Source organism: Arthrobacter sp. QXT-31 (assembly GCF_001969265.1).
In the GTDB taxonomy this organism is placed as follows: Bacteria; Actinomycetota; Actinomycetes; order Actinomycetales; family Micrococcaceae; genus Arthrobacter.
This window is the reverse complement of record NZ_CP019304.1, coordinates 4,941,540-4,953,658: the sequence shown is the minus strand read 5'-3', so window position 1 is coordinate 4,953,658 and position 12,119 is coordinate 4,941,540. Positions and strand designations below refer to the sequence as shown.

11 protein-coding genes and 2 pseudogenes are annotated in these 12,119 nt (G+C 66.3%); 8 read left to right on the top strand and 5 right to left on the bottom strand.

Annotated elements, in window-relative coordinates:
* The 8 genes and pseudogenes from BWQ92_RS22615 to BWQ92_RS22580 all read left to right on the top strand — a co-directional run bounded on the left by BWQ92_RS22615 (position 1) and on the right by BWQ92_RS22580 (position 8,030).
* Positions 1-360 carry a zinc ribbon domain-containing protein YjdM gene (locus tag BWQ92_RS22615; RefSeq protein ID WP_076803358.1) on the top strand — a complete coding sequence of 120 codons (360 nt, stop codon included), beginning with the start codon at positions 1-3 and terminating at the stop codon, positions 358-360.
* Positions 300-716 (top strand): annotated as a pseudogene (locus tag BWQ92_RS23285) (aldehyde dehydrogenase family protein); the annotation flags it as partial. The gene BWQ92_RS22615 and the pseudogene BWQ92_RS23285, both read left to right, overlap by 61 nt.
* 94 nt (positions 717-810) lie before the next feature.
* On the top strand, positions 811-1,848 hold the full coding sequence (locus BWQ92_RS22605) for a hypothetical protein (protein ID WP_157365244.1): 1,038 nt from the start codon (positions 811-813) through the stop codon (positions 1,846-1,848).
* A gap of 155 nt (positions 1,849-2,003) precedes the next feature.
* A complete protein-coding gene (locus tag BWQ92_RS22600) occupies positions 2,004-3,056 on the top strand; it encodes a 3-oxoacyl-ACP synthase III (RefSeq protein WP_076803356.1) in 1,053 nt (350 codons plus the stop codon).
* Positions 3,050-5,740: an alpha/beta fold hydrolase gene (locus tag BWQ92_RS22595; protein WP_076803355.1), complete on the top strand. Its 2,691-nt coding sequence runs from the start codon at positions 3,050-3,052 to the stop codon at positions 5,738-5,740. The genes BWQ92_RS22600 and BWQ92_RS22595 overlap by 7 nt, the downstream gene beginning before the upstream one ends.
* Entirely contained in the window at positions 5,737-6,822 is a 1,086-nt protein-coding gene (locus tag BWQ92_RS22590; protein ID WP_083706404.1) for an NAD-dependent epimerase/dehydratase family protein, read from the top strand. Before BWQ92_RS22595 ends, BWQ92_RS22590 begins: the two co-directional genes overlap by 4 nt.
* Before the next feature lie 85 nt (positions 6,823-6,907).
* On the top strand, positions 6,908-7,078 hold the full coding sequence (locus tag BWQ92_RS23730; RefSeq protein ID WP_157365243.1) for a hypothetical protein: 171 nt from the start codon (positions 6,908-6,910) through the stop codon (positions 7,076-7,078).
* A gap of 412 nt (positions 7,079-7,490) precedes the next feature.
* Positions 7,491-8,030, top strand: a complete 540-nt coding sequence (locus BWQ92_RS22580) for a DUF488 domain-containing protein (RefSeq protein ID WP_076803353.1) — start codon at positions 7,491-7,493, stop codon at positions 8,028-8,030.
* A 136-nt stretch (positions 8,031-8,166) separates the two neighbouring features.
* On the opposite strand, the gene BWQ92_RS22575 is transcribed toward BWQ92_RS22580, so the two are convergent.
* The 5 genes and pseudogenes from BWQ92_RS22575 to BWQ92_RS22555 all read right to left on the bottom strand — a co-directional run.
* Positions 8,167-8,973 carry a hypothetical protein gene (locus tag BWQ92_RS22575; RefSeq protein WP_076803352.1) on the bottom strand — a complete coding sequence of 269 codons (807 nt, stop codon included), beginning with the start codon at positions 8,971-8,973 and terminating at the stop codon, positions 8,167-8,169.
* Positions 8,974-9,324: 351 nt separating this feature from the next.
* The gene (locus BWQ92_RS22570; RefSeq protein ID WP_076803351.1) at positions 9,325-9,678 is read right to left on the bottom strand and encodes a hypothetical protein; all 354 of its coding nucleotides are present in this window, start codon (positions 9,676-9,678) and stop codon (positions 9,325-9,327) included.
* A 27-nt stretch (positions 9,679-9,705) separates the two neighbouring features.
* Entirely contained in the window at positions 9,706-10,932 is a 1,227-nt protein-coding gene (locus tag BWQ92_RS22565; protein WP_076803350.1) for a S8 family peptidase, read from the bottom strand.
* Between the two features lie 201 nt (positions 10,933-11,133).
* A complete protein-coding gene (locus BWQ92_RS22560) occupies positions 11,134-11,643 on the bottom strand; it encodes a hypothetical protein (protein ID WP_076803349.1) in 510 nt (169 codons plus the stop codon).
* A 197-nt stretch (positions 11,644-11,840) separates the two neighbouring features.
* Positions 11,841-12,108, bottom strand: a pseudogene (locus BWQ92_RS22555) (allantoate amidohydrolase); the annotation flags it as partial.
* Between the last annotated feature and the right edge of the window lie 11 nt (positions 12,109-12,119).

Genomic DNA, 12,119 nt, shown 5'->3' with positions numbered 1-12,119 from the left:
GTGAGCGATAGCCTTCCCCCTTGCCCCGAATGCGGCAGCGAGTACACGTACGAGACGGGTGCTCTCCTGGTTTGCCCCATCTGCGCCCATGAATGGGAGCCGCTGGCGGACGGCGTGGAGGAATATGTTGCCGGGGGCTCGCACGAGGTCAAAGATGCGGTGGGCAACGTGCTGAACGACGGCGACACCGTCACCGTCATCAAGAACCTCAAAGTCAAGGGGAACTCCCTCGTCATCAAGGCCGGCACCAAAGTGCGGAACATCCGACTTGTCGACGGCGTGGGGGACCATGACATCGACTGCAGGATCGACGGCGTCGGCGCGATGCAGCTGAAGTCTTCGGTGGTCAAGAAGGCCTAGCCAGGCGCGGAGAGGACCCTCCGTGCTTGCTACACGTAAGAGTGCGTATAGGGCCGACTGCGCCTGTGAGTGCCTACCAGGAGGAGATCTTTGGACCCGTTCTCGTGGTGGTGCGTGTCCAGGACCTGGAAGAGGGCATCAAGCTGGTCAATGCGAACCCCTACGGCAACGGCACCGCGATCTTCACGTCCTCCGGAGCGGCAGCCCGCAAGTTCCAGCGTTCCGTGGACGTCGGAATGATCGGCATCAACGTGCCCCTGCCGGTCCCGGTGGCCTACTACTCGTTTGGCGGCTGGAAGGCGTCGCTGTTCGGCGACAAGCACATCTACGGCCCCGAAGGCGTCTCTTTCTACAGCCTTGTGCCCCCTGTGGCCGGGCCTGGCTCTCAAGGCGTCGGGGCTCCGGTCCCGGGGATCTCTGATGGTGCGGTAAGGGTCTAGTCTCGGACGTATGGACAGCGATTCCGCACCGGGAAGGAGGTTCCCGGACGCCCCGTCTTACGATGTGCATCGCCGCATCGTGGAGACGTACGCTCGCGACCTCCCGAGTGGTAACAGCCTGCTGGATGCCCTCGCGAAGGGAACGGGCCGCGGGGGGCGCAAGGCCGAGTTCGAGTTCACGGCCACGCCATACAACTTCTGCGAGGTCCTTTCCGTGGCGTCCCCGGAGACTGCCGTGGCCCTGCTCGACGCTGGGATAACCACGGCGGACGAGGCCGTCGCGTTCCTGGAAGGGCACGGGCTTGACGATCTCGTCGAGGACAACCATGACGCCGCGGAGGCCGCGCTCCGTTGTGCGGCGATGCCTTCGGAGGTGCTGGAACGCTTCCAGCACTCCCCGCTGTCCTTCTATGAGGACCCGGAGGGCTTCGGGGAGAAGCTGGGCGAGGACCTGCTCGGCAAGCTCCGGAGCAACAAGACGGTCTGGGCCGCCGTGCAGGAGCGCAGGATCGATCTGCGGGACATCCTCCAGATCGGTATCTCGCGGTTCCTCGACGCCGAGGACGATGAAGGTACCCTGTGTGGGCTGCTGGCCGGCCTGAAGTCGGGCGAAGACCACCCTGTCCGGGCAGAGGACGTCAGTGGCTGGATCGAGCGTTTCGGGATCGGCCCGGCGGCCCCGAACGAGGTCAAGACAGGCGTTTACCGGCTCGCTGTACGGCACGGTGGCGACTTCGCCGCGCAGATCCCACGCGATGCCCGCACCATGAGGATTGCCACCGCCCTCTCGGATGCAGCCGCTGGCGAGAAGCGCGGTCTCGACGTCGAGCGCCGCCTGATCATGTTCGGGGCGCAGGTCTTGGCCGGGGCCTCAAGGGCGGGCAGGATGTCAGCCTTGCCGAACGAGCACGACCTGATGAGGCTCGTCGACGCCGGGGTCACCGCCGCGCAGGCAGCCGAGGGGTACTTGAGGGGGATGAGTGCAGCCCAGATGATCGCAGTCCACCGGGACGGCACAGTCCCGGGCGTACCAGACGACTGGATCTGAGAGTCCGCGAGCCTGGGGTCGCACGATGTGAGCCATTTTCGAAGTAGGGCGTTGCGGGATGACGCGGTGCCAAAGGCGGAAATGGGCAGGAACCGTGACCAGTCCGGCATAGTTAAGCGTCTGGACCGGCATTTGTGGGTACAGTCACCGCATGAATGCTGGACGGAAACGAACAGGGGCTTGATTTGACAGGGAATGCAACGTTCCGGCACAGCAACACTGCGCTGCTTTCAGTGAGCGGCATCGAGGCTCCGAGAATCGTGAGTTCCACGGATTTCGACCGCAGGCTGGCTTCGACCCTGCAGCGGCTGAAGTTCCCGCCACGGTTGCTTGAGCGCGTTTCCGGCATAACCCATCGCCGCTGGTGGGCTGCCGGGACTTCGTTCGATGATGCTGCAGTCGAGGCCGGCGCCAAGGCGTTGGCCGAGGCCGGCGTGGAAGCGTCCGAAATCGGTCTGCTGATCAACACCTCGGTCACGCGGCGCAACCTCGAGCCCTCCGTCGCTGTGAAAATCCACCACGGACTCGGCCTGCCGTCGTCGGCCATGAACTTCGATCTTGCGAATGCATGCCTTGGATTTGTGAACGGCCTGATCCTGGCCGGGAACATGATTGACTCCGGCCAGATCAGGTACGCGGTGATCGTCAACGGCGAGGACTCCCAGGCCACCCAGGAGGCCACCCTGGCACGACTGCAGCGGCCGGAGACCACGCGTGAAGACTTCAGCCGGGAGTTCGCCACGCTCACCCTTGGGTCCGGGGCTGCCGCGGCGGTCCTGGGCCCAGCGGACGGGCACCCCGGGGGACACCGCCTCGTCGGAGGCGTAATGCGTGCCGGTACTGAACATCATGAACTGTGCGTGGGCGGCATCGACGGCATGGCCACCGACACGAAGGGCCTGCTCGACGGCGGCCTTCAGCTCGTCGTCGACGCCTGGCACGAAGCCGGGGCCGAGTGGGATTGGGCCGCCATGGACCGTTATGTCACGCATCAAGTCAGCAATGCCTACACCCAAGCAATCATCAGGGCCATTGACCTGGACCCGGAGAAGGTTCCGATCACGTTCCCGCACTGGGGGAACGTCGGTCCTGCCTCGCTCCCTATGACACTTGCAGCGGAGGCGCAGTCACTTAGCACCGGGGACCGGGTCTTGTGCATGGGCGTTGGTTCCGGCCTGAACACGGGAATGGTGGAAATCGTTTGGTAGCCCAATGGCCGGGGGTGGACCCGGAGTGGTCCCGCACTGCGGACGTAAGATCCACATCGGCCACAGACGCGCCAGGGACAGTGCGCAGGTGGCACCTGTTGGACAACGGTGCCCAGCTCTCGCGCCTTGGCCTTACACCCGCCGGTACGCTGTTGTGTGTTCATGGCAACCCAACCTGGTCGTACCTATGGCGGACGCTGCTGGCGGCCGGATCCGATCCGGCACATCCGTGGCGTGTTGTTGCGGTAGACCAGCTGGACATGGGTTATTCGGAGCGCACGGGCATGTTCCGGCGGCTGGCGGACCGGATTAACGATCTGGGCGACCTCACGGACGCGCTGGGCATCGACGGGCCGGTCGTTACGGTGGGCCACGACTGGGGCGGCGTCATCAGCCTGGGATGGGCGGTGGCACACCCGCAGCACGTCACCGGGGTGGTGCTGACCAACACAGCCGTTCACCAGCCCTCCGGCTCGGGGATTCCGCCCGCCCTGCGCCTGGCCCTGCACCAGGCCGTGCACCGGTGGGGTACGACGACGTCGGACGCCTTTTTGCGGGTGACACACTCGCTGGCTAGCCCGCCGCTGCCCGCCGACGTCCGTAAGGCGTACATGGCGCCCTACCGCGGAGCGTACCGCCGCTCTGGGGTGGGGAACTTTGTTGCTGATATCCCGGTGGACGCTTCCCATCCCAGCTTTCCGGCCCTAAGCCGCGTAGCTGAAGGAGTGCGCGGGCTGAACGTCCCGGCCCTGATGCTCTGGGGCCCCCGGGACCCCATCTTCTCGGACCGGTACCTCAAGGACCTCGTCCGCAGGCTGCCGCACGCGGAAGTGCACCGCTTCGAAGGCGCCGGCCATCTCGTGGCGGAAGACCGGAACATCGCCGCACCGGTTTTCCAGTGGCTCGCCGTGCACGGCGGCGACGGCAAGGGCGACCGCCTGCCGGCGGAAGCGGCACTTACCAGTGGCCAGGGGGTGCCCGGGGCGGCGGAGCCGGAACCGGCGGAATTCCGTCCCCTCTGGGACCTGCTCTGCCAGCAGGCGAGGGGTCCGGCGGGAGAAGATACGGCCGTTGCGGAAATGTCGCCGGACGGCAGCATCAGCCGCTCGCTCAGCTGGCAGCAACTGGACCGGAATATCCTTGACCTGGCCGCCGGGCTACGGGAAGCCGGGGTGCGGTGCGGCAGCCGGGTTAGCCTGATGGTTCCTCCCGGGGTGGACCTGACAGTGGCCCTCTACGCTTGCCTGAGGGTGGGCGCAGTGGTGGTGGTGGCCGATGCCGGTCTGGGAACCAGAGGGCTAAGCCGCGCCGTTAACGGTGCCACGCCCGATTTCATCATCGGAATCGACAAGGCGCTGGCTGCTGCCTCGGTGCTTGGCTGGCCGGGGCGCCGGATCAGCGTGCGGGACCTCCCGGCCGCCCGCCGTCGAATACTGGGCGCCGAGACCTCCCTTGATGCCCTCGCCCGGCACGGTGCCGTGGTCAAGGACCGGTCAATGCCCGCTTTGGAACCAGCTGCCCCCGCCGCCATACTCTTCACGTCCGGTTCCACCGGCCCCGCCAAAGGCGTGCTCTATACCCACCGGCAGCTGGCCGCCATGCGGGATACGGTGGCAGAGACTTTCGGGATCCGTTCCGGTTCCCGGCTGGTGGCAGGCTTCGCCCCCTTCGCCTTGCTGGGGCCGGCGCTCGGAGCGGTGTCGGTGACGCCCGCCATGGACGTCACCGCGCCACGGACCCTGACTGCCGGCGCTCTGGCGGATGCCGCCGCTGCGATAAATGCCAACGTGGTCTTCGCCTCGCCGGCAGCGCTGCGGAACGTCCTTGCCACCAGGGCTGGCGTAAGCGGGGCAGGGCATGAAGCCCTGGACGGTGTCGAGCTCCTGTTGTCTGCCGGCGCGCCCGTCCCGGAACCGCTCCTGGCGGAGGTGCAGCGGCTGCTGCCCCGGGCGTCGCTGCACACCCCATACGGGATGACAGAGGCGCTGCCCGTTACCGACATCAGCCTTGAGCAAATCCAGGTCGCCGACGGCGACGCTGCTGCAGGCATTGTGGCCGGAGCAGGTAACGGCGTGTGCGTAGGGAACCCCGTGCATGGCGCCCGCGTCGCCGTCATGCCGTTGGCGGCCAATGGCACAGCAAACGGATCCCAGCCCGTGACGGATGCCGGCGTGACCGGCGAAATCCTGGTGAGCGCCGCCCATGTCAAGGAAGCCTACGACAGGCTCTGGCTGATCCAGCAGGAGAGTGCCAGCCTGCCCGGCTGGCACCGCACGGGCGACATAGGGCATTTCGACGCCGCCGGCCGGCTTTGGGTGGAGGGCCGTCTCGCCCATGTCGTGACAGTCCCCAATGCCGTGGTGACCCCCGTCGGTGCGGAACAGGCCATCGAACGCCTGGACGGCGTCCGCCTGGCCGCCATCACGGGAGTCGGACCGGCAGGGACGCAAGCCGTGGTCGCCGTCGTCGAGACCGAACCTCCCGCCCGTAAGGCCGGGCCTGCCGCACCTCAGCTTGCCGGGCGTGTCCGCAGCGCGGCCCTGGAGGCTGGCGTTCATGTCTCCGCTGTGCTTACCGTCCCTGAACAGCCCACCGACATACGGCACAACGCCAAGATCGACAGGACCCGCCTATCCCGCTGGGCCTCACGGGTGCTGGCGGGTGGCCGGCCGGGAAAGCCATGAGGATCCTCGTCACCGGCGCGAGCGGGCTGCTCGGACGGGAAGTGGCCCGGCTCCTGGTCCGCCAAGGCCATGACGTGGCCACGTTCCAGCGCCGTCCGTCAGGTGTCGACGGCGTGACGGACCGCTGCGGGTCCCTCACAGATGATGAAGGGGTCAAAGGAGCCGTCGGCGGGGCAGAAGGAATCATCCACCTGGCAGCGAAGGTTTCGTTTACCGGCCGCGCAGCGGAGTTCGACGAGGTCAACGTCGAAGGGACCCGCCGGCTGCTTCGGCTCGCCAGGGCGGCCGGGGTACGGGACCTGGTGTTCGTATCCTCGCCGTCGGTGGCAAACTCCGGCACCGCCATCACCGGGCTGGGCGCGGAACCCGCTGATCCGGAGCGCGCACACGGAGACTACTCCCGCACCAAGGCAGAAGCCGAGCTGCTGGCGCTGGCAGCGGACGCCCCCGAATTCAGGGTGGCCGCGGTGCGCCCCCATATCGTCTGGGGTCCCGGCGACACACAACTGGTGGAACGGGTCCTGGCGCGTGCGCGGCGCAACCGCCTTCCGCTCCTCGACGCCGGCGCGGCCCTGATCGACACCACCTATGTGGACAACGCCGCCTCGGCCATCGTCGCCGCGCTGCACCGGATGGATCACGTCCACGGCAAAGCCTTGGTGGTGAGCAACGGCGAGCCGCGTCCGGTCGGTGAACTGATCGCGGGCATATGCGCCGCGGGAGGCGTCCCGGCCCCGTCGTGGGCCGTCCCCGGCAGGGTGGCGCGGGTGGCGGGAGCGGTAGTGGAGAAGCTCTGGACCTGGGCGGGGCGGGAAGAGGAGCCGCCGATGACGAGGTTCCTCGCCGAGCAGCTCTCCACCGCACACTGGTTCGATCAGCGGGATACCCAGGAACTCCTCAACTGGAGGCCTGCTATCTCCCTGGACCAAGGACTGGCACGGCTGGCGGCCTACTACGCACCCGGGACTCTGCCGGGTACCCGCAGATCTTGGGCGCCAACTGAACGGGCGCTTCGTCCCGGGAACAACGGACGCATTCCCGCGGCCGCGCTCACTGACGAGGCGGATGCAGGCGTGCAGTAGGCGTGGCGCCCGAACCCGTCCCGGTCACAGTCACGCCGCCCACCGCCCCCGTCCACGGCGCATCGCCCGGGCCGGGCAGCAGCAGATGCGCGAAAACGTACCCCTCCTGGAGTGCAATGACCTGCGAAGTGACCCCGGCACAATCAAGCGAGAGCTCGAGTGGCCGGAAGGGGGCGCCTGGATGCTCCTGTCCGACGGCGACCTTCATGCCGGAAGCACCAACGCAGGCGGCAGTGACGGCGTACTGCCCGGCTAACGGTACCTTCGCCGTCGTACCAAAGCCCCTAAGAGGGCCATCGAGTGGTCCCTGCTCCAAAAGGAGGACCGGCTCCGGCGGTGCCCTAAGGAGTGCTCCCAGCTCAGCGTAGTTCTTAGCTTCCCGGGCCAGGACCTTCCAATCGCTGTATGGCCCCGGGGTGCCTGCTATCGTCGCCGGGGCAGATGTTGACGCGGGCATGGCCTCGGGGGCCGTTGTCGGAGTTTGCGCAGCCTCGGGGTATTCATAGACGCACGCCGCCGTTCCGCTTAACGGGATCAGCAGGCACAGGGCAGACGCCAGCAGGTCCTGCCTTTTCCTCGTTCCCACACTTCCATGGTCGGCAGGCAAGTAGCTCAAGACAAGCTGGGACCACAATGAAGAAGGCACCCACGGCAGTAGGCTCGAAAGCATGAGGTCCGAACCAACGATCCTGTTCACCGTGGGCCACGGTGCCTCCAGCGAGGAGGACTTCCGGAACCTGCTGCGGGCGGCGGAAGTTGCTTCCGTGGTCGATGTGCGGATCGGGCCGGGCAGCCGGAAGCATCCGCACTTCGGTAAAGATCGGCTGGAAGAATGGCTGCCGGCGGCCGGGATCGCCTACCGCTGGGAGCAGCGGCTTGGCGGCTTCCGCAAGTTACCGCCGGACTCGCCCGACACTGCCCTGCGCAATGAGTCCTTCCGGGCCTACGCGGCCTACATGCGCGCGCCGGCCTTTGCCGCTGCGCTGGCCGGGGTGCTGGCGGAAGCAGCGGAACGGCGCACGGCCATCATGTGCAGTGAAACCGTATGGTGGCGCTGCCACCGGCGGCTGATCGCTGACCACGCCCTGCTCCTCGACGGAGCGAAACCGGTGCACCTGATGCCGGCTGGCCGGCTGACGAACCATCAGCCAACCGGTGGCGTGCGGGCGGCGGGGGACCAACTCATCTACGACGTCGTTACCGGCTGACTGCCGCTGGCTGGGGAACAGGGGGGCGTTAGTCGCCGGACTGGTGCCCGTCAGGATCACTCCGGATTGGACGTTTCATCACGCCTCGCCTCACTAGCCGAGCTGTAGGCACCGGCAACCCTTCCAGTTAAGTCAGCTACTCGGTGACCGGGGGACTGTCGGCGGTGTAGGGCCGAATGGTGGCACTGTCGGATCGGTCCTCTCGGGAGGCGGCGACGGGGATCATCCCCGCGGCGAGCGTGCCGAGCTGGGCGGCGGTGTCCAGGTCTGGCCCCGCACTGGTGAAGGTAAGGTTGTCGCCGCCGATCACGAGAACCCTACCGCTGCGGGCTGCACTCAGCCATGCGGCGTCATCCGGGTCGGCCGGGTCGAGCTGTTCGTGGTACATCGTGGCCTGGCCGGCTTGGAGTGTCAGCAGGCCCTCGTCTGTCAGTGGGCAGGCGACGTCGTCGGCAGCCGGGCCGGAGTCGCGCAGTATCTCGCCAATGTCGGCGCTCATGGCCAACTGAAAGCCTTTGACGAGTAGTGCGGTAACCAGCGCGGAGGTCAGCTCCCCTCCGGGTTCCCGGAAGGAGAACATCGGCCGATAGGTGAAGACCAAGATGGCCGTGGCTGTGCCGGCCGCCCGGTTTTGAAGGATGAGCCTTGCCGCCTGTGGCGTGAACTCGACCGGGGAGCTGTGTCCCGCGGTGAACGTCAGGGCGGGTGGGCGGCAGACGCGGTGGCAGATCCGTGTCTCGAAGCTGAAGTATTCGGTGCCGTCCCGGTGCGTGCCGCCTGTAACGTCGACAGACAGGGACAGGGGAGTCCGCGCTGTTATGGGCATATGACATGATGCGCATTCAGTGGCGGCGGCCGCCGCGGCGGCCGCGTACGTCGTGGTGGACCGCCCCTTGAAGGACTCCAGACCCGGGTCCCATTCGACGTTGCTTGTGCCTACCATCTCCCCAACCTAATAGTAAGCAAGCTGATAATCAATGAAGTCCCCAGTCGAATTGGGCTGACTTTCCGATTGCTTTCGGCTGCCTGAACGTCTCGGCAGCCATCGAGGGGTCCTCGCCGTGATGAACACCTCACGGAGGTTGTCCGCCGGGCCCGTTGTGCAAGGGGGGAATGCGTTCCGGGCCCGGCGATCTGAAGCTGCGGTTCGCGGCTACCTGTGCTTCAGCGACAAGACCAGTGTGCTGTCCGCACATTGTGAAATCCGGGGTCCACCTGAGAGGCGAAGTTCGTTTTTACCCCCTCTTTGAGGGGTGGCCTCAAGGTGCTTCCAAGTTCGTCATTCGCCTGAGGGTCAGGACGCGATGGCGGTCTGGAGTGTCCTCGGCCGCAGGGGGCGAAATGCGTCGTCAGGGGCGCCGGTGAGGGCTTTCTGCAGGCGCGGAACGTGGACTTCAATGTCCCGCGCAACCGCTTTGGCAGCCGCCCAGTCAGCCAGTGCCAGGGCCAGCTCAAGTTCACTGCAGAGCTGGTTCATTCTCAGCGCTCCCGCCAGCCAGGACTTCGTCTTCAAGTTCAGGGAGGCATCCAGCGCCAGATCCCCGTCCCGGGCGCCAACTGCGCGCACGATCGGTTCAACGAACCGGGGGAGGAGGGCCATGTAATCAGCGGCGAATGATTCCGCCGCCTCCGGTGAGGCTTGGCTCACGAGTTGGTCCTGGCTTCATCGATGAAGTCAGTTCGCATGGTTGGGTGCTTGAACCAGGCCCGCACCCACGTCCGAGGGATCTGTGCCATTCTTGAGCGGCTTGAATGTTCCGGAAGCGATCAGTTTGGCCTGCAGGAGTACCGGACTCAGTGGTCCCTGCGCTAGAAGGCGTTCCGCCCAAAGCGCGGCCACGCCGGCCACATGCGGGGTTGCCATGCTGGTTCCGCTGATCGTTTTGGTGCCGCCGTTGAGCCAGGCGCTGAAAACGCCCACTCCGGGACCGGCCACAGTTGCCATCGTATTTGAGAACGGTGCCACGGTGAGGCCGCCGCCGCCGTCGGCCAGGGCAGCAACGGACGTGATCCCGTAAGCAGCGGCGGGCGGGGCAACGTTTATCTCGTAGGCGGGGTTGCCGGTGCGTTTGCTTTCGTTGCCGGCGGCTGCGATGACGATCGTGGTCTGGGCGACGGAGGCGCGGGCGTTGAGAAGGTTGGCCAGCTGTTCGAAGAGCCTGACGTTGGCGCGGTAGCCTTCCAGTGCGATTGAGGTGGCGGCCGGAATGGAAAGACCATTCACGTTGACCAATTCGTCTACCCAGCCGGGGAAGTCCATGCCCAGCGACATGGAGATGACGTGGGCGCCATTGTCGGCAGCCCAGAGCATTGCCGTGGCAAGCGTGTCGCTGCCGCCGCCGTTGGGGCCTCCGAGGACCTTTCCGATGAGGGCTTTCTGGACGCCGCGGGCGACGCCGATCCGCTGGCCGTTGAGGTCGCGGCCGAAGATCGTTCCGGCGCAGTGCGTGCCGTGGCCGTGATCGTCTTCGGCGCTGCCGGCGCCCGTGAAGTCCTTGGTGACAAGGTTGACGCCGGCGAACGCGGGATGGTCGGCGTCGATACCGGTGTCCAGGACCGCAACGGTCACCCCGGCGCCCGTGAAGGGGGACGCATCTGCGCCCACAGCTTTGACGCCCCACGTTTCGGCAGCCGCCGGAGCAGCATCGGCGTCAAGTGGTTCTATGAGTTTCATGGGCATGGCAGGGGCGAAGCCGAGGACCGTGGGATCGCTCTGCAGGGCATTGATCGTTGCGCTTGAGGGGTTGTCGTCCGTCTCAACTGTCATACCCACGGCCCGTTCCGCGATGTTCTCGGGAGAGGTTTCGAGGCCCCGGGCTCCGGGTCCGTCGAAGGGGTCGCGGGTTGCCCGCAGGGCGGGAGCGCGTAAAACGAGGATTTTCTGGTTGATCAGTTCGGGCATCGTGTTTCCTTCGTCATTAAGGGCGGCCTGGTTTCGGCGCAGCCTAGCGGTGTCATTTGTTTTCCGGGGCCGGCCAAGCAGCCGGACTATGAACGGGACTACTCGCGGCAGATCAGTTGCAATTACCGGCTGAGGTTTCGCACGGCGAGTGTGGCCACCAGCATCCGGCAGCCACACTCGACGACCCGGTTGTCGGCAGGATTACTTCAGCATCCACTCGTCGGTGGTGTAGTCCTGCCGTCCATCCGCCGGAGTGAAATCAGTATGGACCCAGACGCGCAGGTAGGTGCGGCCATAGTACTGGTAGGGCCTGACCCACACGTTTTTGGTTGCCCAGCTGTACTTGTACGTGGCACTCTCCCATCCGCCCTTCTCGGCGTACGTCCGCCGGTTCCCCCAATCGCAGTCGGTCGGATGGCACTTGCCGAACACCCGGATCGTGCCCGCGGGATAGACGCAATGGCCACTCGTGTCGCACAGGGCCTGATCCGCGCAGCCCCAGTCGAGGACTACCTTGGTGACGGATCTGGTGTTGGGGTCGATGTTCTTCCAGGTTCCGGTCGCGGGACTGGAGCCGCTACACAGGGCGTGGGCTGGCGCCGCCGTGAGCGTGCTCCCGACAAATACGAAAGCGAAAGCAGCAAGCATCACGGTGATCAGGGCGGCTGTGGCAGACCGGCCAGTCCGTTGCCGCAAGGTGTTCATGAACATAGGAAAGTCTCCTGGTACGGGCGGGTGATGTGACCGGCTGATGCACGAACCCGCCCTCCCAGATCGGATGCCCTCAACCGTCACTCCCCATATTCGCCGCGGGCCGGGCCGAGGCGCTTCCGTGCCAGCACGGTTTCTTCTGCGCAGTCATCCACCGGCCGGCACCGGTGTCCAGGACGGGGGCCTGGGGCAGCGCCAAAGGTTGAGCCGTCCGGGTCACGGAGGTTTCGGGCTTTGTCCGGGTCGATGGCGCCAGTGATCAGCCTTCAGCCCAGGCGTGCCACACCGAACCGTGATCCTTCCTCTTCGGGGAAGACAACGACGGCGAGTGGACCGGTTGGACTGTCCATCCGGGCTTTGAGGATGTCGACGGCGACCAGGGCGGAGGCGACGCCGAGCGGGGCCGTCGAACGCGCCGCCGCCAGGCACCGAGTCGAGGGGGCTCCCCGTGACCAGTCGGACATCAGACCGGTAAC